Source organism: Pseudomonas sp. COW5 (assembly GCF_026240005.1).
Classification (GTDB): domain Bacteria; phylum Pseudomonadota; class Gammaproteobacteria; order Pseudomonadales; family Pseudomonadaceae; genus Aquipseudomonas; species Aquipseudomonas kribbensis.
Window position 1 is genome coordinate 768330 of sequence record NZ_JAPHVP010000001.1, and the last position, 23824, is coordinate 792153.

General features: G+C 55.6%; 26 protein-coding genes, 1 tRNA gene and 1 pseudogene. 5 read left to right on the plus strand and 23 right to left on the minus strand.

Going from position 1 to position 23824, the window contains the following annotated elements:
* Positions 1–6: 6 nt before the first annotated feature.
* Positions 7–204 (minus strand): annotated as a pseudogene (locus tag OQ248_RS03440) (type II toxin-antitoxin system HicB family antitoxin); the annotation flags it as partial.
* 400 nt (positions 205–604) lie between these two features.
* Between OQ248_RS03440 and OQ248_RS03445 the strand changes: the two are divergent.
* On the plus strand, positions 605–895 hold the full coding sequence (locus OQ248_RS03445; RefSeq protein WP_265812027.1) for a DUF3077 domain-containing protein: 291 nt from the start codon (positions 605–607) through the stop codon (positions 893–895).
* A gap of 200 nt (positions 896–1095) precedes the next feature.
* Positions 1096–2559 carry a site-specific integrase gene (locus tag OQ248_RS03450; RefSeq protein ID WP_265812028.1) on the plus strand — a complete coding sequence of 488 codons (1464 nt, stop codon included), beginning with the start codon at positions 1096–1098 and terminating at the stop codon, positions 2557–2559.
* A 319-nt stretch (positions 2560–2878) separates the two neighbouring features.
* Here OQ248_RS03450 and OQ248_RS03455 read toward each other — a convergent pair whose 3' ends face one another.
* The 18 genes from OQ248_RS03455 to dapA form a co-directional block, all read right to left on the minus strand.
* Positions 2879–3628, minus strand: coding sequence for a hypothetical protein (locus OQ248_RS03455; RefSeq protein ID WP_265812029.1), 750 nt, complete (start codon positions 3626–3628; stop codon positions 2879–2881).
* 30 nt (positions 3629–3658) lie between these two features.
* Positions 3659–4495: a hypothetical protein gene (locus OQ248_RS03460; protein ID WP_265812030.1), complete on the minus strand. Its 837-nt coding sequence runs from the start codon at positions 4493–4495 to the stop codon at positions 3659–3661.
* Between the two features lie 236 nt (positions 4496–4731).
* Entirely contained in the window at positions 4732–5286 is a 555-nt protein-coding gene (locus OQ248_RS03465; RefSeq protein ID WP_236196145.1) for a tyrosine-type recombinase/integrase, read from the minus strand.
* Positions 5287–5412: 126 nt separating this feature from the next.
* Positions 5413–5628 (minus strand): hypothetical protein, encoded by a 216-nt coding sequence (locus tag OQ248_RS03470; protein WP_265812031.1) that lies wholly within the window; start codon positions 5626–5628, stop codon positions 5413–5415.
* Positions 5629–6210: 582 nt separating this feature from the next.
* Positions 6211–6504 (minus strand): hypothetical protein, encoded by a 294-nt coding sequence (locus OQ248_RS03475; protein WP_265812032.1) that lies wholly within the window; start codon positions 6502–6504, stop codon positions 6211–6213.
* Positions 6505–6630: 126 nt separating this feature from the next.
* The gene (locus OQ248_RS03480; RefSeq protein WP_265812033.1) at positions 6631–6861 is read right to left on the minus strand and encodes a hypothetical protein; all 231 of its coding nucleotides are present in this window, start codon (positions 6859–6861) and stop codon (positions 6631–6633) included.
* Between the two features lie 11 nt (positions 6862–6872).
* Positions 6873–8027, minus strand: coding sequence for a hypothetical protein (locus OQ248_RS03485; RefSeq protein ID WP_265812034.1), 1155 nt, complete (start codon positions 8025–8027; stop codon positions 6873–6875).
* Between the two features lie 129 nt (positions 8028–8156).
* Entirely contained in the window at positions 8157–8339 is a 183-nt protein-coding gene (locus tag OQ248_RS03490; RefSeq protein WP_265812035.1) for a hypothetical protein, read from the minus strand.
* Between the two features lie 135 nt (positions 8340–8474).
* Positions 8475–8681, minus strand: coding sequence for a hypothetical protein (locus OQ248_RS03495; RefSeq protein ID WP_265812036.1), 207 nt, complete (start codon positions 8679–8681; stop codon positions 8475–8477).
* On the minus strand, positions 8678–8923 hold the full coding sequence (locus OQ248_RS03500) for a hypothetical protein (protein WP_265812037.1): 246 nt from the start codon (positions 8921–8923) through the stop codon (positions 8678–8680). Before OQ248_RS03500 ends, OQ248_RS03495 begins: the two co-directional genes overlap by 4 nt.
* Positions 8923–11190, minus strand: coding sequence for a hypothetical protein (locus tag OQ248_RS03505; RefSeq protein WP_265812038.1), 2268 nt, complete (start codon positions 11188–11190; stop codon positions 8923–8925). Before OQ248_RS03505 ends, OQ248_RS03500 begins: the two co-directional genes overlap by 1 nt.
* Positions 11187–11558 carry a hypothetical protein gene (locus OQ248_RS03510; RefSeq protein ID WP_265812039.1) on the minus strand — a complete coding sequence of 124 codons (372 nt, stop codon included), beginning with the start codon at positions 11556–11558 and terminating at the stop codon, positions 11187–11189. Before OQ248_RS03510 ends, OQ248_RS03505 begins: the two co-directional genes overlap by 4 nt.
* Positions 11555–12061, minus strand: coding sequence for a hypothetical protein (locus OQ248_RS03515; RefSeq protein WP_265812040.1), 507 nt, complete (start codon positions 12059–12061; stop codon positions 11555–11557). The genes OQ248_RS03510 and OQ248_RS03515 overlap by 4 nt, the downstream gene beginning before the upstream one ends.
* Positions 12062–13078: 1017 nt before the next feature.
* Positions 13079–13168: transfer RNA gene (locus tag OQ248_RS03520), tRNA-Ser, on the minus strand.
* An 84-nt stretch (positions 13169–13252) separates the two neighbouring features.
* Positions 13253–13966, minus strand: coding sequence for a phosphoribosylaminoimidazolesuccinocarboxamide synthase (gene purC, locus OQ248_RS03525; RefSeq protein ID WP_007958019.1), 714 nt, complete (start codon positions 13964–13966; stop codon positions 13253–13255).
* A gap of 28 nt (positions 13967–13994) precedes the next feature.
* The gene (locus tag OQ248_RS03530) at positions 13995–14756 is read right to left on the minus strand and encodes an MBL fold metallo-hydrolase (protein ID WP_265812041.1); all 762 of its coding nucleotides are present in this window, start codon (positions 14754–14756) and stop codon (positions 13995–13997) included.
* 4 nt (positions 14757–14760) lie between these two features.
* Positions 14761–15876: an outer membrane protein assembly factor BamC gene (gene bamC / locus OQ248_RS03535; RefSeq protein WP_085710245.1), complete on the minus strand. Its 1116-nt coding sequence runs from the start codon at positions 15874–15876 to the stop codon at positions 14761–14763.
* A gap of 17 nt (positions 15877–15893) precedes the next feature.
* Positions 15894–16772, minus strand: a complete 879-nt coding sequence (gene dapA, locus OQ248_RS03540; RefSeq protein ID WP_085710243.1) for a 4-hydroxy-tetrahydrodipicolinate synthase — start codon at positions 16770–16772, stop codon at positions 15894–15896.
* 312 nt (positions 16773–17084) lie between these two features.
* On the opposite strand from dapA, the gene OQ248_RS03545 reads away from it, so the two are divergent.
* Together OQ248_RS03545 and OQ248_RS03550 are read left to right on the plus strand one after the other, a co-directional pair.
* The gene (locus OQ248_RS03545; protein WP_085710242.1) at positions 17085–17645 is read left to right on the plus strand and encodes a glycine cleavage system protein R; all 561 of its coding nucleotides are present in this window, start codon (positions 17085–17087) and stop codon (positions 17643–17645) included.
* Positions 17646–17655: 10 nt separating this feature from the next.
* Complete coding sequence (locus OQ248_RS03550) at positions 17656–18129, plus strand: peroxiredoxin (RefSeq protein ID WP_192560023.1); 474 nt, start codon at positions 17656–17658, stop codon at positions 18127–18129.
* A gap of 122 nt (positions 18130–18251) precedes the next feature.
* On the opposite strand, the gene OQ248_RS03555 is transcribed toward OQ248_RS03550, so the two are convergent.
* A complete protein-coding gene (locus OQ248_RS03555) occupies positions 18252–19322 on the minus strand; it encodes an AI-2E family transporter (RefSeq protein WP_085710240.1) in 1071 nt (356 codons plus the stop codon).
* 32 nt (positions 19323–19354) lie between these two features.
* On the minus strand, positions 19355–19594 hold the full coding sequence (locus tag OQ248_RS03560) for a sulfurtransferase TusA family protein (protein ID WP_007963279.1): 240 nt from the start codon (positions 19592–19594) through the stop codon (positions 19355–19357).
* Positions 19595–19691: 97 nt separating this feature from the next.
* Between OQ248_RS03560 and OQ248_RS03565 the strand changes: the two genes are divergently transcribed.
* Positions 19692–21125 carry a M48 family metalloprotease gene (locus tag OQ248_RS03565; RefSeq protein ID WP_265812042.1) on the plus strand — a complete coding sequence of 478 codons (1434 nt, stop codon included), beginning with the start codon at positions 19692–19694 and terminating at the stop codon, positions 21123–21125.
* A 77-nt stretch (positions 21126–21202) separates the two neighbouring features.
* Here the strand turns inward: OQ248_RS03565 and OQ248_RS03570 are convergent, their stop codons facing one another.
* A complete protein-coding gene (locus OQ248_RS03570; protein WP_265812043.1) occupies positions 21203–22651 on the minus strand; it encodes a DegQ family serine endoprotease in 1449 nt (482 codons plus the stop codon).
* A 207-nt stretch (positions 22652–22858) separates the two neighbouring features.
* Positions 22859–23821: a MucB/RseB C-terminal domain-containing protein gene (locus OQ248_RS03575; RefSeq protein WP_085710237.1), complete on the minus strand. Its 963-nt coding sequence runs from the start codon at positions 23819–23821 to the stop codon at positions 22859–22861.
* Between the last annotated feature and the right edge of the window lie 3 nt (positions 23822–23824).

Sequence of the window (23824 nt, forward strand, 5' to 3'; positions counted from 1 at the left end):
GTTTTACTGCGACGTCCTTCCGAGCTTGGCACAGGCTTCAAGATAGTCGGTGACAGCCTCTTCAAATGCCTTTCGGAGCTCGTTGATCGACTCGCCATGAAATCCCACGACATCCTTTATTCCCGCGATACGGCCAACAAACAGACCGTCCTCGGCACTGTACTCACCATGGCCGACGTAACCGTTGTAGTTCATCTCATTCATCGAGTTGCACCTTTTCGCTTGAAGGTTTGAGCATCATGCCGACAAGAATAATCAGGTGACTCAAAACAGGCTTGTAGGCAGAATCCGCGAGTTGCGTGTGAATGGGCAGTAGTTGGGTGTATAGGCCGATGACTGCCTTGTTGGCCTCCTCCGACGGGATATTCTCAAGACGTCGCTGCTTATCAGCGGCCGGGCTTGGTAACCCGACGGAATTAAGCGCAGCAGCATCTCCATACAATTACGGTCGATATCCGTCCGTGGTTCTGTTTTATGGCGGCTGTGCGTGGGACGGCTTCGGCCGTGCCGGTTTCCTTGATTCCCCGGTTTACCAACCTGCGCATAGCTGCCACCCATTCGCTTGGTATCGGATGCGGCAGCTCTACAAATCAAGGAGTTACTTATGCACGGCGCATCAGAAGAAAAAACCATCGGCCACACCCCCTTCATCTACTGCTCGGACAATCCACTGTTCCACGTAAGCGCCGGCGTTCCAGTGCGCGAAGCACTGGCGCAGGCATCGGATCTGCTGGCCCTCGCCAAAGCCCTTGCAGAAGATGCGGCGTTTATCCGGGAAACCGACCGCTACGCCTGGGCCGCGCATTTCCTGACGGAGATGGGCAAGGCAGTAATCGATGATGTGATGAAGGCTGTTTCACCAGGTCCTGACAGGGAAATGAGCAAAGCAAAATAAACAGGTCGATCGTTGAGGGCGCCTTTTTCAGCGCATACGAAAAAGCCCCGTAGATTTTCATCTACGGGGCTTTTTCTATGTATGGCGGAGAGATAGGGACTCACCATTCGCAACCACGAGACCCAACAAACGCCGTATTCAATGGCTTTCCCGGCGATTTTACGTAGACTCTTTACGTAGAATGAGTGGAGCAAGTCACCATGCCGAAGGCCAACAATCTCGAACTTCAGGGCGGCACCTACCATGTCAGGCTGGACGTCCCTAGGGACGTTCGGGACTCGTTCGGAGGTCGCCGGATACTGTCTCAATCGCTGAGGACAGGGGTGCATAAGGAAGCCCTCGACCGCCGCCTGCCAATCCTTGCCGCATGGAAAGCCCAGATCAAAGCTGCACGTGAAGGACGAGCACTCCCAGAGAGTTGGAAGGAGGACGTCTCAGCGGCAATTGATCAGGTTGACCAGTGGACGCAACAAGCCAAACGGGCAAGGATCGGCGAAGACGGGACGGCAATGCCGACACCAGATCCTGAGGATCTCAGGAAAGCGATGGAAGATCCCAAGCTAGTTGCTGTACTGACGAGTCTGATCGAACGTCGCCGAAGCGAACCCATGGGAATGATCAAACTGGAAGATGACTTAGCCGCTCTCGGTAAGCAGTTTATCGAGCATCAGATTTCCAGCTCACACCGGCTATCTGCCCAACAGAGCCAAGAACTGGAAACACTGGTGAAAGATCCGGCCAGCTACAAGGCTCGCTCGCCGATTACGAGGGTACGGTTAGCCTCATTCCGCACCTACAGGCTTGAGCATCACGTCGCACTCAAGACGGTGAATCAGCAGGAGTCGAAGCTGTTGAATCTGTCGGAGCACCTTCAAACGACTGGCACCAAGCTCGACTTTGATTCGGTGAGTGCTTGGCTACAGGGCATGAAACTCAGTTCGAAGACCAAGCAACAGTACCTGCTCGCTGGTAGTCAGTTTTGGCAGTGGGCAATGACGCATGAGCCACAGTGGCGACAAACCTTCAAAGGGCATGTGAACCCGTTCGAGAAACACACGCTACCTACACTCAAAGGCAAGGCCAAGCTTGACGCGAAACGGAAGGCTTTCACCGTTGAGGAAGTCGGCACCCTGTACAAAGCAGCGAAGGAACAGAATCTCGGCGCGCTACCAGACTTGATCTTGCTGGGTGGGTATACCGGCGCTCGCATTGAGGAACTGTGCCAGCTTCGCAAGGAACATCTGATTACCGTAGACGGGGTGACGATGTTCGATATCGTGGATTCGAAGACAGTAGCGGGAATTCGACAGGTGCCGGTGCATCCCAACCTAACGGCGCTGGTGGATCGACTCAGCGAATCATCTACGGATGGCTATCTGGTGCCTACCGGCAGCAATAACAAATACGGGATTCGGTCGGATGCGCTGAGCAAGGCGTTTGGTAGGCTGAAAACAACCTTAGGCTTTGATCGCACCCGCGTATTCCATTCGATCAGGGCGACGGTTATCACATCACTGGTGAGGGCAGACGTACCTGACAGGCTGATCAAGGAGCTAGTAGGTCACGAAACTGGAACGGTGACGTTCGATGTGTATTCGAATGGATCATCACCGAAACAGAAGTTCGACGCCATCGCGAAGCTGCCCACCATACCAACTGATTAAACGTCAGCGCCGCTGACGGTGGTATTCCCTTTGAGCTAACACCCACCCAGCGGGAACACCTCAACGGAACGGGTTCACCTCGACCAGATACACCATCTACATAAATCAGCTTGTGCTCTTGATCTTGTCTTGGGTGCAGGCACGACAGCGAACGCTGTCATGGTTACTCGTGATCGAAGGTCACAGGGGATTACACGTCTGCTCCCGCTGATAACGTTAGGGGCAAAAGCAACGGCTCGGCTTCGCCTGTATATATTGCTGCGCTATTCCACCAAAGCATTACAGGTAGCCCCTTCAGATCATCGGAGCATATATGCCCCTACTCTCCTGAAGGCAGCGATGGCTGAGGAAACTTGGCGTCTGGAAATTCCTTTTTCAAAGCAGCGTACAACTCGACGGCGGCTTTATCCAACGTCACCACCGCGTCATCCACCTTCACAATCAACGATTTGGTTTGAGCGATCAGCAAGGAAAACAGCCTAGGCCCCAGCTCTGCCTCCAGCACCGCGTAAGGTAAAGGCCCACCTTTTGGAATGATCCGTTCTAGCACCGGCTGCACTTCCACGAGGTGGAGCGTGGAGCGCCTCTTGATCGTATCTATTGCGTCTAGAAATCTTTGCTCCGCAATGGAAAGCGTTTCCAGAATTTGGGCGTTACCAAGATCGAGGAAGAACGCCAAACCATCAATATTGAGTCGCCCTGTCTCGTCCATTGGATAATTGATCGGGGGCAGACCAATAGGCGCTGACGGGCTGTCGCGGTACTCACTAACGTAATCAATCTGTATCTGTGCAACCACGTTCACCTGACGCCAGAGCGTGAACATTGCACGAGCACCTATCCCGATACGACGTTTACGCTCCTCTTCCTGCGCAGCCGCTCTGGTGAGAGATGCACCAAACCAAACACCAGCGTAAGCACCGACCAGTGTGGCCGCTGCGGGAAGGAAATCTTTGGCGAAGGCTGCAAGCTGAGGAGTGCCAAACGGAGCGCTGAAGCAAGCCGCTACAAGAACCAACACAAGCAATGTCAGTGGGTGTTTGAGCCGTCCCATCCCGTTCTTGAACATGAGCACCATCCCTAGTGAAAGAACGCGATGCTAGCCCTGATGCTGAGACCTGGGAATACCTGTGACAACTTCAAGCAAGGGAATACGACTCTCCAGCAATTTCATAACCCTGTGCTGTATGTCCGGCTGCCTATCCAAAAGACTTTCCATCCCAAGACGATCCATGTCCACCCAGAACAACGCAATGGCACTGACATAACGAGTCAAAATATCCAGTGTGATTTGCAAGTGCTGCACTGGCGGTTTTGGGGGAGGTGGTGGTTCCATCGAAGAATCCAGCCAAGGGAACTGTATAGGTGCGGGCCACAATTCTGGGTGCAAGGAGTGAAGGTCTCTAGAGGAATCACCATCGCCGTGACGGCAAGCGTTACCCAGCAACTGCAACTGAGTAAGGGCGGGGTAGGAATCGAAGCTACTCAACTCAACACCTCGCACCTTGAAAAACAGTGCGTTCAACTCAGTGCCCCACGCGCTTTTTTCCAGCTTCTTAAGAGTTACCCCGTCAATGGTGTGACTACCTAAGCAACAGATGAGGTAGGAGCGTATCTGTTGCTCCCACAACGACTGAATAGCGAGGGCAAACGTCATGTATGTGCGCTGGATCAGTCGCTCATGGTCGGACAGAGCAAAATGGAACACCACATCATCTTGAGCAGCACGGGCCAGCTCTTGCCGCTTTTGCTCTAACGCTGCGAGCGACGGTTGCACAACCAGCGAAAGGAAGTCTTGAACAGTGTCGCCGTTGTTGTGAGCGTAAGCATCGGCGAACCCAATCGTCCATTTATAGGGTGCTGTCATGTCTTCATCCTTGTGGCAGTAGGGGCCGAGTTTTTCAGATTCCCATTTTTCGCCGAAAATTTCGACCACTAATGCAAGCCTTCAGGAGTCATGGCTGGAAAAATAAGCTGTGGCCCAGAGTCTTCTCAGAAGCGTTGAGCAGACCACGTCTGAGCGAGGGGTATAGCGTGATGAATTCAAAATAAAGACAGTCACCCTGTAGCGCTCTCAGACGCTGTCGGAGGCGTGTAACCGTACAGATGATGCACAGACTCTAGAGACAACAAAGCCCGCTCAAGGCGGGCTTGGGCGCAGTCTTGCAATGGTTAGAACACGAATTCGTGGTAAGTGGCATCGACCTCGGCTTGGGTGATACCGATGTACGCCATGGTGACAGCAGGGCTGCTGTGATTCAGCACCCTACAAATCAGTTCGATTCCCTTACCTGCGCTGTACATGAGCCAGCCGCGTGTCTTCCGCATTGAGTGCGTGCCAAGCTGGATACTCATCTCATCACCGACAGCCTTGAATGCAGTGGCTACGGCTACACGACTGACAGCCTTGCCCTTGGCCCGATTGCTGTTCACTTGAAACAGAAAGATGTGGTCAGGGTTGGCCTGACGACGGCGAGCAATGATCGCCTTCGCGCCACTGTTCAGATCGATTTGGCGGGTCTTGCCTGTCTTCGCTTCCTTGATCACCAGCTTGTCACCTTGCACATCCTCAAAGGTGAGCGTGAGCAAGTCGCTGATACGGAGTGCGGTGTTGATACCGAACTCCCAGATATCCGCATACAGGGTGTTGCCCTTCGCGTTCAAGGTGAGCTTGCGGCTAACTGTCCTAGCCTCACCCTCTGTTTTCACCGCCTCTACGATATTCATTCTAGTTAACACCCCGCTCACCGGATGACGATGTGTTAATTAGACCACGCCACATGCACCATGAGCAAGGCTTTTAAAGGCCTCGCTAATTTACACAATTGTATTCTGTTAATTAGAAGGCTGTTACTACCCTACCCTCACCGTATTGATCGCATCGATCAGCGCCTGACCGTGCAAGTCCAATCCTTCGAGTGCCACTAGGGCGTTGTCAGCGGCGACACTGCCACCTTGGCTCGCTACCCATTTGGCGAGTTCTTCAACAGCAGCAGCGATTCCGTGCTGCTGGTGGAGCAGCAGGGTTAACGCGTCAGCCATTGCCACAGCCTGATTCTGGGAGGTCATGGGGTCATCCTTGAGGGGTGTGGACGGGAGGATCAATCGCGAAATATCGCTTCATCAACCTTGGCTTGGCCTCTGGGAGTCAGGGCAATGTCACTGTACTGACCCTCACCGTCTTGGGTAGCAGTCACCCACCCGGCGAAGAGCAAAGATCCGAACACTGGTAGATGGCGCTCCTCGATTGCTCGTTTCTCGTGAATCCAAACCAGTAGGCTTTCTTCTTTCGTAAATATGGGCATGACAATCCTTCCTGATAGTGGGCCTCTAGTGCAGAGGATCAATAGTAGTTAGCACCAGCACCGGGCCAGATAGAGCAGTTCCGCACAAATTAGTGATTCCAGCTCAAAACTGCCGTTTTGGCGAAGAAACCTCGGATTGAACGGGTCTCACCGGATCGAGCTTATCCATGGACTACGGGAGGGCCCGAAAATGCTTGCTTAAAGCCACGCACTTTCACCAAGTCAATCATAATAGCCCATCGCAAACACAGGGTTATGACCGGGTTTCCGGGGTAGATATTCAGGGTTATGGCGGAGGTTTTAAGCCTCAGCCACCCTCCAAGCCCAGAAACACCGTGGATGCTTACTACTTGATAGTGGTCTTGTAACCACTCGGGACTTTTTCGGTCTTGCCGGTAATAGCCACACGGTCACCGATCTGGGCGGCGAATGTTACGAGCTTAACCCTAGATGCTGCTGCTGCACTTTCCAAGTCGGTGGTAATGCTACGCCGGATAGAAGGCTCTAGAATTAAGCTTCCAAACTTCTTCTGCCACACAGTGTCAACGTCAGGAAGCTTCACCCAGCCATTTAGATCAAGCAGATTATAAAAATCTTTCCTCTGGTCGTCGTCAGCGTTCGTCAAATCCAGAGATAGCATGCAGTACGTCATTGTCACGTCCTATGTGTTCGATTGAATTGCACGCAGAACCTACCCCGAATAGATGCTTGGAGCAATGCCAATGAGCCACTACCAAGGTGGTATGGAGCGATGGCACCTCAAGGGTTATGACCTCTGCTGCTTTACAACGATGTCACGGATTGTCTGGATGTTCTGGTGAATTGCGGAAAGCGCAAACCAGATACCCGATGCAACACACCCAGCGGCGAACCCGGCAAACGCACCGATATATTCGTAGTTCCCACGTGAGGCGTAATACCCAAATATCGTGGCAATGATGATCCCTATCCAAGCGATGATGTCTACCACGGTGATGACGATATTCTTAAACTCCATTGCTCACTTCCCTATGCTGATTGATGTGAGCAGAAGCGTAGCACTGCGCCAGCATCCAGCTCAGCGGCGAAGCTGACAGGCGCTTGTAGCACCGCCACTACCTTTGCTGGGCGCCGAGCTTTGAACATAATTGGCTTGTACGGCGGGATACGCTCGCCGTTGTCCATGGTGCTTGTGTGACGCTCTATGAACTCCGTCAGCACGTGGCGGATGGCTTCAACAGGCTTGCCGTGGAGCACGTCAAACACTGCCTGAACCTCTTCTTCGGTAAGGGCGGTTCTGCTCATGTGCAGCGCTGTGAAAGGACTTACACGCTTGCAGATAATGTCCAGCACTTCGGTGAGTTCTGGTCGGTGTTGAGCGTGGCGCTCAACTTCCTGGGACAGCACTTGGAACGAGGTAAGGATCGATGTCTTGATCTGGAACCCACCCCCCTCCTTCCCCTCTAGCTTGGCCTTGAGCGCTGACAGCGCTTTGCCTGACATGTCATCTAGGGAATCCAAGTAATTGCGTTGCTCTGGCACTGTTGGGTCTAGGTGGTCATGTAGCCAGCTCAGCACCTTGTGACGCTGGGTTGGCTGGATCTTGGCAATCTTCACCGTTTCAGCGACCACGTCAGCACCAAGAAAGGCAATGATGCGTTGGACTGTTTGCTTACGTGGCGCGCCCTTCTCTACTGAGTGTTTCGATACCAACGCACTACAGCTGATGCTCAGCCCTTGGCCGTAATGAGTAGTACCGTGTTCACGGTTGAGCTTGGTAGGCACCACTACCAAGTTGGAAGCGTGGTAGAGGCCGATTGTTTCGGCGCTATCGCTTCTCACTGGGTGGATGTGGCTGATCTCGTAGTCCTTGGTTTCTCCGTAACGATTCGCCCTGAGCTTCAGCTTGTACACCTCGTAAAGGGCTACCAGTGATTCCACGGTGTGGCCTGTGAGGATCTGGAGGGTTTGAGCACGCTCACATTCGTACGCCAAGTGATAGAAGAACGCTGATTGGGTGGCACGGTCAGTACGGGATACTCGGCGTTTCTTCTTGGTGGCGTCCTTCTGGCACTGGGGGGTGCAGTAGATCTTCCTAATGCTTGTTGTTCTGAATTGCTTTTGGCAATGCTTGCAGCGAGGACGGCGTACAGCTTTATGTGTTGCGGGTGTTGCTTTCGACATTGTTTGCTCCAAACAGGATAGCGGGGATAGGGTTAGGGGCCATATAGGCAGCTCGACAAGTAGAACTACAAAATGGGCGGATGCGTTTGGATGTATACGTATGACCGCATCTCTTACATGTGCATGTCTTCATGCTGTGAATACCTCGTATGGGATTGCTGGGTTACCGTCTGGGTGTGTCACGATCCAACGAAGAGCACCAAACTTATTGATGATCTGAGTTACCACAAACTTCTTACGTGTGGTTCCTATCAGGGTCATGGCAGCGGTTAACGCCGCCCCTGATGATTTGAATTCGAATGGCAGCGCCATACAGTTGTCTCCTGTTGAATGGGATAGACATGTGTGCTCACGCACACGAATTTGAGTCAGATAAAATGGCTACACCCCTTATAGAACAAGGCATAGAGGCGTTTTGTATCATGCGATACTGCTACTAGAGCGGCGTTACTTCTTTTCTGGAACTGGTAGACCTTGATCACTCAGGATATTGCGTTGAGCAAGTTCCTCTATCGCTCCTGCCAGTAATGAAGACCATAGCGTATCTAGTACAGCCGGCAGCTGATGCACTACAGACTCACCGTAAGTCTCAGCGACATAAAGGCCGCAAGCGGCCCTGTAGTCGGATTCATTGACAATCTCATCGTATTTCATTGCGTACGATCCTTGGATAATTGTGATAGACGCAGCTCTATCCGCCTGTCCATCCACGTATGAAGATTCTCGCGTTCCTGAGAGCGCTCCACCTGTAACGCGTTATATTGCAATCGCAGCACTGTATCGGTGTACTGCTCGGCGATAGCAACGGCATGATTGAACAAGTAGGTGGCGAAGAATGCCCCCGCCGCCATTTGCAAAATGCATGCAAAAAAGATGGTTTGAATAATCGATTTCATCATTCAATTTCCTTCTGTTGTGCTCTAGCTTCTTGGAGGATCTGTCTCATCCTGTCGTCAACTTTCTTTCCAACAGCCTCCCCTACAGCCTCGCCTAATGCATCTCCATTCGGATCAAGAGCGTTAACCGTTACATCAACTTTGATATCCGTGTGCGTTGACTGATCGATGTTTCCGCTATGGCTTTTGCCTGATGAAGTATTACTGTAATCACCGGGAGCGATGTAGGCTTCTTGAATCAGCTGCCCTGACCTCACCCGATCACTAGCAGCCTGCATGATGTCTGCTGATGTAATAGGCTGATAACGGAACTGCCTCAAGCTTCCATCTGCCTGATTCTCAGGGTCTTTGCCAAGATCAGGAGATCCGATACGAAACACATCAAAATTCATCAGCTCAACTGGGTTGATACTTCCCGCCCAACGCTCTCGGTTTTCATCGGCTTTCGCCTGATCGCTTGCAACGGATTCGCCCGTAAATAGACGACGTAGGCCATTCAACAATCCGGGGTTTGCACGCTCATCCAAATCTGCTTGAGCATTCGGCGATGCTGGTTTCAATCTTGGGCCAAGAGCAGCACCAACTGAGCCGGGAGTTGGATTAGGATCTTTCGACATTGCATTTGGCGTGGCGTTACCATTTGCATCATGTCCGATTAGCATGCGAATTAACGAAGTGTTGAACTTGGTAAGTCCTTGATCGAACTCCATCAGCGTGTTCCTCAAAGGCTGCATTGCCGTATTCAACTCATTCTCTGCCTTGATTCGATCCAGAATGACCGCCTTCAACTCAGAGTTAGTGTTCACTGTGTTGTCATTCAGATAGGCTTGGTTTTCTGCGCGCTGTTGATTCGCTGCAATGGAGTTCATCTGTCTGGCGAGAAGATCCCTGTTACCGTTCAGGAAGTTGGTCATACCCTGATCAAAATCAGCAGCCTTAATCTTTCCATCGGTTACAGACTGCTTGAACCAACCGGCCTGCTCTTCCACCTTGCCTTTGAAGTTCAAACGCGTGGCCGCTGCCTGACGAATTGAAGCGGCAACGACACCGCCCACGGCGTCAAACAAATCGTTTACGTCGCTTCCCTCAGGCTTCCCCTTTGCCCTGATCTGATTCAACTGATAGGCCGCTCGCTTCTGAGCCTCCTTATCGAGAGCAGCAGCGCGGAATGTCGCAGACTGATCCTCGAACATCTTGGTGGCTTGGGTGAGCGTCTTACCGAGTGCCAGCTGCCCTTGGATAAACAGCGCGAAGCTCTTCCCTGTCTCGACCGACACTTCTTGCCCATAGCGGTTGCTAATGTCGATGAATTGATCGCGAGCAAACTTCTGGTTCGCCGGATTCTTGCCGCCAGCACTTTGAAGAGCTGTATTGAATTGCTCTGCCGTACTCGCACTCTCCTGACGCTGTTGAATCCTTTCGTTCAGGTATCCAATGCCTTTCACAAGGCTGTACACCGCTGCTGAAGCCGCCGAGAAGCCCACGGCCAGACTGCCAAAGCCCACTTCCTTTGGAGCTTCCTGACGGGCTTTCCAAGCAGCGTGACGCTCAGCTGCAAAGGTGAAACGCTGGCTAGCCTGATCCTGCCTCACCGCCGCACGCGCTTCACGCACAGCCGCTGCAACCTTGGACGCCTCGTATCGCTCGGCTTGGCGAATGCCACTAGCACGAGCGTTGTTCAGCGCTATTTCAGCGCGCTGGAACTTGTTCTGAGCCAACATGGCTTGCTGTTGAAGCTGCACTGTTCTGGCTTGTCTCTTTTGCAGAATGTCAGCCAATCGCGCTTGGCGAAGTGCCGACTGTTCAGCAGCACCTTGCAGCTTGGCCTCGCCTAATTTGGTTTTGAGCGTCTCTTGCTGCACCTTCTGCAATTTCGCAGCAACGACTGCACGCTGAATTTGATCTTTAAGCGCTGCACTCTGCATCCAGCTCTCTTGACGTGTGCCTGCTGCAATCAAACGTTGCTGAGCCAGCCCCTCAGCAAACTGTTGACGGCGGAGCTTGGACAACTTGGTCTCAGTGGCAAGTTCTTTATCCAATGATCTACGGATATCGGCGTGGAGCTTGATTCGCTCCGATCCCAGGCCCTTACCGGACACTCCGAACGCCTTATTCAACTGAGCCTGTAGTTGTTGAGCCTCTTTCCCAACACGTGCCATTGCTACCTTGGATTGCTCAAGCATTCCGAGAAACTTCGTCAGCGGCGCACTTGAGACTTCAAAGACGAGCTTACCCGTCAGACGCGCAATTTCTTCTTGGATGCTCATTTCGTTTCACCGTAGGCGCCAAGACCATGTTTCAACTCCAAGAGCTTGGCGAATACTCGTTTGAATGCCACTGAGTTGTTTCCGTATTGCGTTACTGAGTAACTGTCGTAGTAGTTACTACGATTACTCTCTAGGTAGTCGGCGAAGACAAGTTGCACGCTGCGAGAACCGGATAGAGCGAAGTAAAGAGTGCCATCTGCATGGCGTACCCAGCGGTAAGAATAATCGACATCGAATCCATGGCACTTGCGGAGGTGCTGCCCCAATGCACAAGCGAAAAGGCGAATCTTGGGATTTGTCATGCGGGTGATACTGTGGTGTTGCGGAGATTTTTTCAGCTCTTGTTTCGGTGTAACAGTTTCTATCATTCCTTCCCTCCAAGAGCAGCCAACACTTCTGCTTCAACTCTGGCGTACTCTGCTGCCTCTTGCGCTGCCTTCGCGTCTAATTCGGCTTGCTGGCGTTTACGACGCTCACCGGCCAAAAGTGATTCCACTTCTTTTGCTACACAAGCAGCCTTCTCAGCTTCTAGACGAGCAAGGTATTCAGATTCAACTTGAGCCTTGATTTGAGCGATCTCTTTTTCAACTTGTGACTCTGGCTTTCGCAATGAAAGAATTCCGAAATCGATGGTAGGTGTAGCGATCAATTTTGGAAGATGGGTGATTTCATCGACGGCTGTATAGCCAAGCCCAATCAGCCTAACGTATTCATCAAGGGTTTGTTGAAGCCCTTGCACCTCGAACACTTCCATAACACCCATCTGCTCCCTGCCTTGGATACTGCACTGGGTTTGAGTGTTGTAGCGATTTACTTCGATATCTTGTAGACGCTTCAGATGCGCTGCATCTGGTTGGAACAATTGACTCATGGTTTTGTTTCCTTCTGCTTTTATAGTGGGTTGTGTTGCTTGCTGGCGCTGTTTGGCGCGATAGTGGGCTTTCGTGCAGCGCTCGCTACAGGTCTGCTTAGTTGATCTCTGGGTGTTCATTGGTGTGTTACAGACCACGCATGGTCTCACCGCCGTTACTGCCATATGGCCTCCGGGAAGTTGACTTGGTATGTTTGAATTGTCCGTGTAACCCTGCACTAGCCAAAAGAAAGCCGGAACGATGTCCGGCTATCGAATGAACTAGTCATTCCAAGTGAGTTACATGAGTGTTTTGCGAATTAGTATCCATGCCAGTCGAGTAGCTAACCGTAGGATCGACGGTGCGGTGGGTGACCTAAACCCACCTGACAGAGTTTCGACCAGACCGACCTGTCAGCGGCTGAGGCGGAGAACAATGACTCCGTGGTCTACAGGAAACGGCCATCGCCCTGATCACGATTCTGAGGCTCAGCCCGAGCCTTGGCCCTCACGAGCACTGCACCCTATGGCAACACGGGGGACGGCGTAGTGGTTCTGTTCTGGAACGACGAAACCGAACTCAGCTTGGCGGCTGGCTCGGTTGGATGTTCTGGAGTGTGGGTTTGGCGCTGAGGAAGCAGGAAGAACGCTCCCTACCTAAGCTAATTCTACCACAGATTCGACATAAGTCAAGCATTTTTTGTGCCAACTCCATAAAACGACGCATTCACGGCATTAATTGGCGTATCTATCACTGTGCAGCACCGCTCCGGGTGGGCTGGCACGAAAGGTACAGATGCTCCCACGCCTCTCTTTTTGAGCGTTTCCATTCCATCCATTGCGAGGACAAAGGGACGCTCCATCACGCCACAGGCGCGATTAGGTAGACAGGCGGGGCACGAGTGGCACTGGAAGGGAAAAGAGCTACAGAAGCGCTCAGGAGAGCCTACGGAGACAAAAATTTTACGTAGAAACGCTACGTAGAATCCTGAAATGCAAAAAGCCCCGAGACCTTAGTCTACGGGGCTTTTCAATGTATGGCGGAGAGATAGGGATTCGAACCCTAGGTACCGGTGAAGGTACAACGGATTTCGAATCCGTCCCATTCGGCCACTCTGGCATCTCTCCAACGGCGCGCATCATAACAACACTTTCGTTGAATGGGAAACCCCTAAACGAAATTTTTTCCGTGCTATCAGATGCTTGCGTCGATTAAAGCGGTACGCCCAGACGGTTGGCGACTTCTTCGTAGGCTTCGATGACGTCACCGAGGCCTTGACGGAAGCGGTCCTTGTCCATCTTCTTCTTGGTGTCCTTGTCCCACAGACGGCAGCCGTCCGGGCTGAACTCGTCGCCCAGGACGATGGAGCCATCGCTGAACACGCCGAATTCAAGCTTGAAGTCCACCAGCAAGAGGCCTGCGTCGTCGAACAGTTTGCTCAGGACTTCGTTGACCTTGAGCGACAGTTCTTTCATGCGCGCCAGCTGCTCGGCGGTGCCCCAGCCGAATGCCACGACGTGGGATTCGTTGATGAACGGGTCGCCCTTGGCGTCGTCCTTCAGGAACAGTTCGAAGGTGTACGGGTTGAGCTTCATGCCCTCTTCGACGCCCAGACGCTTGACCAGGCTGCCGGCGGCGTAGTTACGCACGACGCACTCGACCGGAATCATGTCGAGTTTTTTCACCAGCACTTCGTTGTCGGCCAGCAGCTTGTCGAACTGGGTCGGAATGCCGGCCGCTTCGAGTTTCTGCATGATGAAGGCGTTGAACTTGTTGTTCACCATGCCTTTGCGGTCGAGCTGCTCGATGCGCTTGCCGTCGAACGCCGAAGTGTCGTTGCGAAACAGCAGGATCAAGCGGTCAGCGTCGTCGGTCTTGTAAACCGATTTGGCTTTGCCGCGGTAGAGTTCTTCACGTTTTTCCATGATGGGCTCCGCTTGCTAAGTAGATGGGCTAGGCGATGTGGCGCCAGTCGAGCCCTGAATCTTGATCGGCCAGTTGCAGCCAGTCCGGGTCGCACCCGAGGGTGTCGACAAAACATTGCCGGGCCAGCTGCGGCAGGTTGTTCTTGCTGCTCAGATGGGCCAGGACCAGGTGTTGCAGGCCTTGCCAGCCCAACTCGGCCACCAGGAATGCCGCCTGATGGTTGTTCAAATGTCCCAGCTCGCCGCCCACCCGCTGCTTGAGAAAGTACGGGTAATGACCACGGGCCAGCATGTCTCGGCAATGATTGGACTCGATCATCAACGCATCGAGGTCCCGATAACCGTCCAGCACCCGCTCGCAGTATGAACCCAGATCGGTCAGCAGGCCGAAGCGCCGCTGTTCCTGATCACAGAAGACATACTGGGTCGGTTCCTGTGCATCGTGGGCCACGGCAATGACCCGGATGTCCAGAGCACCGATCTGCAGTTGCTCGCCGCCGGCCACGAAGCCTGCGGGTTCAATCGGTTTGCGCATCCCGCGCAGAGTGCCGCGACTGAGGTAGACCGGCAGATTGTAGCGCCGAGACAGCAAACCCACGCCATGCACGTGGTCGGCATGTTCGTGGGTCACGAGTATCGCGCTCAGTTGCGCCGGGTTAACACCCAGGCGCAACAGGCGTTTTTCGGTTTCCCGCAGGGAAAAACCACAATCCACCAGTACATACGTATCAGCACTGGCGATCAGCGTGCCGTTCCCTTGGCTACCGCTGCCGAGAACGGCAAAACGCATTGGATCAGCCCAGGTTGTCCTGAATCACGCTCAACACTTTGCGGGCCACATCGGCCGGCGCGACGGTGTTGATGTTTTTCTCGACGGTGACCTGAACGTTGTCGCCAACCTTGCTCAGGCGAACCTGATAACGCTCGGCACGGGCTTCAACTTCTTCCTTGGTCGGCGCGCTGCCGAACAGGCTGCTGAAGAAACCAGGCTTCTCGTCTTTCTTCTCGGCTTTTTCGGCCAGGTTGATGTAGTACAGGCCCAGACTGCGGTTGATGTCTTCAACGCGCCATTGACCTTGCTCCAGCGCACGACCGACGCTCGACCAGGCACGATCCAGATCCGAACCGACGTTCAATACCGGGTTGCCGCTGCCGTCTTCGCTGAGGGCGACACGGCTCGGGGTATCGAAATCACGGGATGCCAGCATCGACACCGAACCGCCCTTCTCGGAGGTCCGGCTCATGCTCGCGAGCATGTCGTCGACCAGGGCAGCGTCCAGGCCAGTGTTGACCGAACGGTTGGTGAAATCGACATTGGCGGTGCTGCCGGCAGGACGCTCGGCGCTGACCACGTAGATTTCACTGGTATTGCGCTGTACGCCCGGCTCGATGCGCACCCGCACGCGGGTTTCGCTGTCGGCACCGACGCCGGCGGCGCTCAGGCGCTTGGCCATGGCGGCGGACAGCTCGTCGGAATGCTGCCAGGTGGTGGTGAATTCGCCGGTTTGCGGACGCTGTTCATCCAGACGGAAACCGTTGTCCTGGAAGAACTGCACAGCCACTGGCCAGACTTCGGCCGGTGGATGCTGGCCCATGACCCAACGCGAATCGCCGCTCTTCTGCAGCGAGTAGTCGCTGGCGTCGGCAATCGCCGACAGCGGCTGAGGGCGCGGAACCACGTATTCGCCGGTAGCGGTATCGTCGGCGACGTTGCGCGGGATCGGCAGCAGCGGATCCAGACGCTTGGAGGTGCTGACACCTTCTGGCAGTTGCATCGGTGCAGTCTGTTTCGCTTCCAGGTAGTCGCTACCACGGTCACGGAAATAACCTTCCGGGCCCCAGATCCATCCGCAGCCACTGGTGCTGGAGATAATCAAGGCAAGTGCGGAAAGTCCGGCCATTCGCTTCATGCGTTGTACTTCCTCAATTAAACCAGGACGCTGCACTGGCGCAGGGCCGAGCGCAACGTTTCATGACAAGGAGCGCTCAGCCAGGTCAGCGGCAGGCGAATGCCTTCGTGCATCAGGCCCATTTCGACCAAAGCCCACTTCACCGGAATCGGGTTGGCTTCGATGAACAGGTCCTTGTGCAGCGGCATCAGTTTTTCGTTGATGGCCCGTGCGGTCTCGGCGTCGCCCTTGAGCGCGGCCTCGCACAGGTCGGCCATTTCGCGCGGGGCGACGTTGGCGGTGACGGAGATGTTGCCTTTTCCGCCCAGCAGAATCAGCTCGACTGCGGTCGGATCATCGCCGGACAGCACGATGAAATCCTTGCTCACGCCGTCGAGGATTGCCTTGGCGCGTTTCAGGTCGCCAGTGGCTTCCTTGATACCGATAATGTTCGGCACGGTGGACAGGCGGATCACAGTCTCGGCCTGCATGTCGCAGGAGGTGCGGCCGGGAACGTTGTAGAGGATCTGCGGGATGTCGACCGCTTCGGCGATGTGCTTGAAGTGCTGGTACAGGCCTTCCTGAGTCGGCTTGTTGTAGTACGGGACTACCAGCAGGCAGGCATCGGCGCCGGCTTCCTTGGCGTTGCGGGTCAGCTCGACGGCTTCGCGGGTCGAGTTGGCACCGGTACCGGCGATCACCGGAATGCGGCCTGCCACCTGTTTGACCACGGCTTTGATGACGGCAATGTGTTCTTCTACATCAAGGGTTGCCGACTCGCCGGTAGTACCGACCGCGACAATGGCATGGGTGCCGTTCTTGAGATGGAAGTCCACGAGTTTGCTGAGGCTGTCCCAGTCAAGACGCCCTTGTGCATCCATGGGTGTGACCAGTGCCACCATACTGCCCGCAATCATGAAACCGCTCCTGCCGGAAAAAGAGAGCGGTAATGGTACTGGCGCCAAGATGCTTGCACAAGCGAAGTACTGCGCCGCCATTCCCCTTGGCGCCGCTTTTCGCTACCCTTCAGACTTTGATCGGTACTGATCAGCTTGTGCGCCGGGTTCCTGCCCCCCGTTTCGGCCTTCCAGACCCCGTTCCAGCGTCGCCGCCTTACGCTTCCTTATTATTGAAGCCGTGGCGACAGGCGAATCGGGTCTTCCGGACAGGTATGTCCCGGCACTCGACGCCTTCACTCTACCGACCGCTCATCGCTTTAGGAATGCTGCATGTCCACCCCCACAGTTCGCGAACAATTCCTTGTCATCAGTGCCCTCGGCGCCAATCCCATGGAGCTGACCAACGTCCTGTGCCGCGCCAGCCATGAAAACCGCTGCGCGGTCGTCACTTCGCGCCTGACCCGCCACGGCGAGTGCAGCGCGCTGGTGCTCGAAGTCTCCGGCAGCTGGGACGCCCTGGCCCGCCTGGAAGGCAGCCTGCCAACATTGGCCAAACGTCACTCGTTCACGGTCAACGTGGTGCGCAGCGCCGCCCTGGAAAACCGTCCGCAAGCCCTGCCGTATGTGGCTTACGTGTCGTCGGCCTATCGCCCGGACATCATCAATGAGCTGTGCCAGTTCTTCATGGATCACAACGTCGAGCTGGAAAACCTGACCTGCGATACCTATCAGGCACCACAGACCGGCGGCACCATGCTCAACGCCACGTTCACCGTGACCCTGCCGGCCGGCACCCAGATCAGCTGGCTGCGCGACCAGTTCCTGGACTTCGCCGACGCCATGAACCTCGACGCGCTGATTGAACCGTGGCGCCCACAGAACCCAATGTAAGGAAGCTTTCATGGCCGTAGCTATCGATCAACCGGTTGCCGACTTCGAAGCACCCGCCACCAGCGGGCAGACCGTCAGCCTGTCGGCGCTCAAGGGCAAGCAAGTGGTGATCTACTTCTATCCGAAGGACAGCACCCCGGGCTGCACCACCGAAGGCCAGGGTTTTCGCGATCAGTACGCCGCGTTCAAGGCTGCCAACACGGAAATTTTCGGCATCTCCCGCGACAGCCTGAAGTCCCACGAGAACTTCAAGTGCAAGCAGGAGTTTCCGTTCGAACTGATCAGCGACAAGGACGAAGCCGTCTGCCAGCTGTTCGACGTGATCAAGCTGAAAAAACTCTACGGCAAGGAATACATGGGCGTGGATCGCAGCACGTTCCTGATCGACAAGAACGGCGTACTGCGCCAGGAATGGCGTGGTGTGAAGGTGCCAGGCCACGTGGATGCAGTGCTGGCCGCTGCTCAGGCGCTGAATAAAGCCTGATATTTCAGCGTCGACTTCAATGACGCCTTCGCGGGCAAGCCCGCTCCCACAGTTGACCGATGTCTAATGTGGGAGCGGGCTTGCTCGCGAAGGGTCCATAAGACGCAACGAATAATCCGGCTTTAAAGTAGCGGAGCGACAACGGGCTCCTTGCGCGGCCAGGCATCAAGCACAGCCTTGAACAGCGTCGCCAGCGGAATCGCGAAGAACACTCCCCAGAACCCCCACAGTCCGCCGAACAACAGCACCGCGCAAATGATCGCCACTGGGTGCAAGTTCACCGCTTCGGAAAACAGCAGCGGCACCAATACGTTCCCATCCAGCGTCTGGATGATCCCGTAGACCGCCATCAGATAGATGAACTGATCGCTCCAGCCCCACTGGAACAGCGCGATCAGCATCACCGGCACCGTCACCACAACCGCCCCGACGTACGGCACCACCACCGACACCCCCACCAGCAACGCCAGCAGCGCCGCGTAGTTCAGCCCGAGGGCGACGAAGGCGATGTAGGTCACCCCGCCACAGATCACGATTTCGATGACCTTGCCGCGAATGTAGTTGGCGATCTGCCGGTTCATTTCCTCGGCAACCCGGGTGATCAGCGCTCGCTCACGCGGCAGATAACCGCGCACCCATTCGCCGATCATCACCCGGTCTTTCAAGAAGAAGAACACCAGGATCGGCACCAGGACCAGGTAGATCATGATGTTCACCAGCAGCGGCAGACTCGACAACGAGAACGTCAGCGCCCACTGGCCGAATTTGCCGATCTCCCCGCGCGCCGCTTCGATGGCTTGCAGCACCTGTTCGTCGGACACCAGATGCGGATAGCGCTCCGGCAGCAGCAACAGCAGCGACTGCCATTTGGCGAGCATGCCCGGCAGTTCGTTGAACAGCGTGATCAATTGATGCCAGAGCAGCGGCAGCACCACGACGATGAATAACAGCAGCACACCCATGAACAGCGCAAACACCAGGCCCACCGCCGCGCCACCAGGCATGCGCAGGCGCTCAAGCGTGACCACCAGCCCCTGCATCAAATACGCCAGCACCATCCCGGCCAGCACGGGCGCGAGCATTCCGCCAAGGGTAAGCACGGCGGTAAAGGCGAGAAACAACAACACCGCCAGCACCACAGCCTCTTCATCGGAGAAGTAGCGCTGAATCCAGTCGCGTAACACTTTGAACATCAATAATCCTTAGGTCTTTTACGCTGTCGATTTCAGGCTTTTTTCAACCAGTAACGGTAGACGCCCGCCTCGTCTTCTTCACGCAGCAGCGTATGACCGGCCAACCGGGCAAAGGTGCGAAAGTCGCGCTGCGAGCCGGCATCCGTGGCGATCACCTTGAGCACTGCGCCACTGGGCAGCTTGTTCAGCTCCATCTTGGCCTTAAGCAACGGCAACGGGCAATTCAGGCCGCTGGCGTCCAGTTCACAGTCATGGGCTACAGCGTCGGTCATGCGTTACTCCGGTTCAGAGGGTCAGGCTGCCTAGAATATCTGGTCGCAAGCCCGGTGTCCGGCTACAGTAAGGTCTTTGTCGACTAAGGCTTTGTGCATGACATTTTTGCGCCCTACCCTGCTGACGCTCGCTTGCCTGCTCGCCTCACCGGGCTTCGCCGACGACCTGCCGTCACTCGGTGACGCCAGCTCTGCCATCGTCTCGCCACAACAGGAATACCAACTGGGCCGCGCTTGGCTGGCGCTGCTGCGCAGCCAGGTTTCACAGCTCAACGATCCGCAACTCAAAGACTACGTCGAGTCCAGCGTCTATAAGCTGGTGGAAACCAGTCAGGTCAACGACCGACGCCTGGAATTCATTCTGATCAACAGCCCGCAGCTCAACGCCTTCGCAGCGCCGGGCGGGATTGTCGGGGTCAACGGCGGCCTGTTCCTCAATGCCCAGACCGAAGGTGAATATGCCTCGGTACTGGCTCACGAACTGGCTCACTTGTCCCAACGCCACTTCGCCCGAGGCGTCGAGGCATCGCAGCGAATGCAGGTGCCGATGATGGCCGCGCTGCTGGCCGGGATCGTCATTGCCGCCGCCGGCGGCGGCGAGGCCGGGATCGCGACCATTGCAGGCACCCAGGCAGCGGCGATCCAGTCGCAACGGACCTTCTCCCGCCAGAACGAACAAGAGGCCGACCGCATCGGCATCCTCAACCTGGAAAAGGCCGGCTACGACCCGCGCTCCATGCCGACCATGTTCGAGCGCTTGATGCGCCAATACCGCTACGACGCCAAGCCGCCAGAATTCCTGCTGACTCACCCGGTGACCGAATCGCGGATCGCCGACACCCGCAACCGTGCCGAGCAGTCCAAGCCCGGCGGCATTGAAGACAGCGTGCGCTATCAATTGATCCGCGCGCGGGTGCAGTTGATCTACGAAGAAACCCCGGGAATGGGTGCCAAGCGCTTCCGGGCACAACTGGACGAAAACCCGAAAAACGATGTGGCCCGTTACGGCCTGGCGATCGCCCAGATCAAGGGTGGCCAGTTGAATGAAGCGCGGGAGAATCTCAAGCAACTGCTGGAGAAATCCCCGAACGAGATCATCTTCAACCTCGCGCAAGTTGACCTCGACATCACCAACAATCGCCTGGCGGATGCGCAGTCGCGCGTCGACCGCATGTTGACGCAATATCCGGGCAACTATCCGCTGAATCAGGTACGCGTCGATCTGTTGTTGAAACAGAATCGCACCGCCGATGCGGAAAAAGCCCTGGAAGGCCTGTTGAAATCGCGCCCGGACGATCCGGACGTCTGGTATCAGGTTGCGGAGACCCGCGGCTTGTCCGGCAACATCATCGGCCTGCATCAGGCCCGTGCCGAGTACTTCGCGCTGGTCGGCGATTACCGCCAGGCCATCCAGCAACTGGACTTCGCCAAACGCAAGGCTGGCAGCAATTTCCCGCTGTCGTCACGGATCGATGCGCGTCAGCGCGAACTGATGGAGCAGGAACGCATGATCAAGGACATGATGGGATAAGCCCGATCCAGGAAAAACTCCGGACAAAAAAAACCGCCTCTTTCGAGGCGGTTTCTTTTTACTCAACCGCTACTGGATCATTCAGCCAGCTTGAACGTGATGAAGCTGGCACGACCCTGACGCAGAACCCGCATCGATACCGAGCGATTCTTCGGCAGTGCCTTGGCGATCTCCCCGAACTCCTTGGCCGAACCAATGGCCTGATTGTTCAGGTGAGTGATGATGTCGCCTGGCTGCAGGCCGATCAGGGCGGCAGGACCGTCCTGCACGTCCTTGATCACCACACCACCCTTGAGGTCGTAGGTTTTCTTCTGCTCGGCAGACAGCTCAGCGACCGAAACACCGAGGCGATTGCTGTTGGTCTCGGCACCGGACTTCGGCAGGGCATCCAGTTCCTTGTCTTCATCCGGAATGGCACCGACGGTCAGCTCGATATTCTTGCGCTTGCCTTCACGAATCACTTCCAGATTGGCCTTGGCGCCAGCCTTCAGTGCACCGACCAGATGAGGAAGATCTGCGGACATGACGATCGGCTGACCGTTCATGCTCAGAATCACGTCGCCCACTTGCAGGCCGCCCTTGGCTGCCGGGCCGTCATCCTGGATCTGTGCCACCAGCGCACCAGCCGGTTTTTCCAGACCGAACGACTCGGCCAGATCCTTGTTCACTTCCTGGATAACCACGCCCAGCCAGCCACGGCTGACCTTGCCACCGCTTTTCAGCTGGTTGGATACGTCCATGGCAACGTCGATCGGAATGGCGAACGAAACGCCCATGAAGCCACCGGAACGGGTGTAGATCTGCGAGTTGATCCCCACCACTTCACCGTTCAGGTTGAACAGCGGACCACCGGAGTTGCCCGGGTTGATCGGCACGTCGGTCTGAATGAACGGCACGTAGTTTTCGTTTGGCAGGCTGCGGCCAACGGCGCTGACGATGCCCTGGGTCACCGTGTGGTCGAAGCCGAACGGCGAGCCGATCGCGACCACCCACTGCCCTGCTTTCAGATCCTGGGATTTGCCGAGTTTAAGTACCGGCAGATCCTTGCCTTCGATTTTCAGCAGGGCCACGTCGGAGCGCGGGTCAGTGCCGATCAGCTTGGCTTTCATTTCACTGCGATCGGCCAGGCGAACGAGAATTTCGTCCGCATCGGCAATCACGTGGTTGTTGGTCAGGATGTAGCCATCAGGCGAGATGATGAAGCCCGAACCCAGCGACTGCGCTTCACGCTGGCGATCACCACGCGGCGAACGCTGTTGCGGCGGCATGCCCCGCTCGAAGAACTCGCGCAGCATCGGTGGCAAGCCTTCCAGATCAGGCATCTGCTGGTTCACTTTGCGATCCGGCAGCTTTTGCGTGGTACTGATGTTCACAACCGCAGGCGAGGCCTGTTCGACCAGCTGGGTGAAATCCGGCAGGTTGACCGGACTGGCCGCATCAGCCGCCTGGACTGCAGGAACAGCCTGACCGAGCACCAGCACGGTGGCGACAATGGAGAGATAAGACTTCAAGCTTGGTATCGACATACAGCTCCCGTTACGACGAGCAGGGTTAAGCGATATGGAGCAAGGAACACCGGGAACTACAGGCCGGCATTTTTGTTCCGGGAACAACAAAACAAGGCCAGAGCCGTGAGGCTCTGACCTATAAAAAATTTTTGGATTATTTGCAAATGAAAATGCTCAGCAAACATTTCATGTCTCGAACACGAAGTGGAAACTGCTGAAATCAGCTCACTGCTTGCTGGTTGCAGCGCCATCGTTGCGTATCGACAAGGCAATCCGCTCGGCAGTACCGATTGGAATTTCGCCGACCACCGTTACCATCATCTCGCCCTGTGGCGTCGTCAAACGGCGGGATACCGCAACCGTGGGACCCAGCTGAGTGCGGGTATCCGTGACGACGGCACCGTTCAGTGGTTCCAGGAACACCGAGAAACGCGCAAGGCCATCGTCATACAGCAGGCTGTTGACCTGGGTCTTGGTGTCTGGGTCCTTGTGCGAGGAACTGCTGGTGAGTTCAAAGCCCGGCGGCAACCAGTCGGATCGCCAGACCTGCGCGGTCTTGACGGCGGAAGCCTTGTCACTGTCGAGGTTGACAGGCTTGCAGTCGGAGGCTGCCTGAAGATCCTTGTCGGATGGAACCTCGGCAGTATCCAGGCGAGTGAACTGGAACCGCTCCAGCAACTGGCCCTTGTCGTTGAGCAGCAACGACTTGAGCGGCAATCCCGTTTCCTTGTCCAGGTGCAGTTCAAATCCGTAGCGATACTGATCCCGTGGCGTCAGCGATACGATTACCGCATCACGCCCGGCCACACGCGACTTGCCGATCACGGCAAGCTCATACCAATTCTTCAGCTTCTGTGGATCGAGTGGACGAGCGGCAGAATTTGGAGAATCTCCCAGCCCCGCAATCAGGGTGCCGCTGACGCATTGAGTATGCCCATCAATGCGTACGACTTCCTGTGCCGAACCGTCGAGCTGGAGCAACCGCTCGCGAACCTGCCCGTTCTGGACGCGATGCCAGATGCTGTGGGTAGAAAAACTACCGTTACGCTCGTAAACGAATGTGCCGTGGAAGCTTTGCTGCTGCTCGGCCTGGCCCAGGCGGGTCAGCCAATCCTGGGCCTCATCGGCATGGGCTGGAACAATGAACCAGCCACTGAGCAGAAGCGAAAGTAGAGGTATGGCGCGCATGAT

Coding starts and splice junctions, on each gene's coding strand:
- OQ248_RS03545 (WP_085710242.1), top strand. CDS start 17,085: ATGTCCACCCCCACAGTTCGCGAACAATTCCTTGTCATCAGTGCCCTC.
- OQ248_RS03565 (WP_265812042.1), top strand. CDS start 19,692: ATGACATTTTTGCGCCCTACCCTGCTGACGCTCGCTTGCCTGCTCGCC.
- OQ248_RS03560 (WP_007963279.1), bottom strand. CDS start 19,594: ATGACCGACGCTGTAGCCCATGACTGTGAACTGGACGCCAGCGGCCTG.
- OQ248_RS03570 (WP_265812043.1), bottom strand. CDS start 22,651: ATGTCGATACCAAGCTTGAAGTCTTATCTCTCCATTGTCGCCACCGTG.
- OQ248_RS03510 (WP_265812039.1), bottom strand. CDS start 11,558: ATGATAGAAACTGTTACACCGAAACAAGAGCTGAAAAAATCTCCGCAA.
- OQ248_RS03465 (WP_236196145.1), bottom strand. CDS start 5,286: ATGAATATCGTAGAGGCGGTGAAAACAGAGGGTGAGGCTAGGACAGTT.
- OQ248_RS03475 (WP_265812032.1), bottom strand. CDS start 6,504: ATGCTATCTCTGGATTTGACGAACGCTGACGACGACCAGAGGAAAGAT.
- purC (WP_007958019.1), bottom strand. CDS start 13,966: ATGGAAAAACGTGAAGAACTCTACCGCGGCAAAGCCAAATCGGTTTAC.
- OQ248_RS03455 (WP_265812029.1), bottom strand. CDS start 3,628: ATGTTCAAGAACGGGATGGGACGGCTCAAACACCCACTGACATTGCTT.
- OQ248_RS03515 (WP_265812040.1), bottom strand. CDS start 12,061: ATGAGTCAATTGTTCCAACCAGATGCAGCGCATCTGAAGCGTCTACAA.
- OQ248_RS03445 (WP_265812027.1), top strand. CDS start 605: ATGCACGGCGCATCAGAAGAAAAAACCATCGGCCACACCCCCTTCATC.
- OQ248_RS03495 (WP_265812036.1), bottom strand. CDS start 8,681: ATGAAATACGATGAGATTGTCAATGAATCCGACTACAGGGCCGCTTGC.
- bamC (WP_085710245.1), bottom strand. CDS start 15,876: ATGAAGCGAATGGCCGGACTTTCCGCACTTGCCTTGATTATCTCCAGC.
- OQ248_RS03490 (WP_265812035.1), bottom strand. CDS start 8,339: ATGGCGCTGCCATTCGAATTCAAATCATCAGGGGCGGCGTTAACCGCT.
- OQ248_RS03500 (WP_265812037.1), bottom strand. CDS start 8,923: ATGAAATCGATTATTCAAACCATCTTTTTTGCATGCATTTTGCAAATG.
- OQ248_RS03485 (WP_265812034.1), bottom strand. CDS start 8,027: ATGTCGAAAGCAACACCCGCAACACATAAAGCTGTACGCCGTCCTCGC.
- OQ248_RS03480 (WP_265812033.1), bottom strand. CDS start 6,861: ATGGAGTTTAAGAATATCGTCATCACCGTGGTAGACATCATCGCTTGG.
- OQ248_RS03550 (WP_192560023.1), top strand. CDS start 17,656: ATGGCCGTAGCTATCGATCAACCGGTTGCCGACTTCGAAGCACCCGCC.
- OQ248_RS03575 (WP_085710237.1), bottom strand. CDS start 23,821: ATGCGCGCCATACCTCTACTTTCGCTTCTGCTCAGTGGCTGGTTCATT.
- OQ248_RS03505 (WP_265812038.1), bottom strand. CDS start 11,190: ATGAGCATCCAAGAAGAAATTGCGCGTCTGACGGGTAAGCTCGTCTTT.
- OQ248_RS03555 (WP_085710240.1), bottom strand. CDS start 19,322: ATGTTCAAAGTGTTACGCGACTGGATTCAGCGCTACTTCTCCGATGAA.
- OQ248_RS03450 (WP_265812028.1), top strand. CDS start 1,096: ATGCCGAAGGCCAACAATCTCGAACTTCAGGGCGGCACCTACCATGTC.
- OQ248_RS03470 (WP_265812031.1), bottom strand. CDS start 5,628: ATGACCTCCCAGAATCAGGCTGTGGCAATGGCTGACGCGTTAACCCTG.
- dapA (WP_085710243.1), bottom strand. CDS start 16,772: ATGATTGCGGGCAGTATGGTGGCACTGGTCACACCCATGGATGCACAA.
- OQ248_RS03530 (WP_265812041.1), bottom strand. CDS start 14,756: ATGCGTTTTGCCGTTCTCGGCAGCGGTAGCCAAGGGAACGGCACGCTG.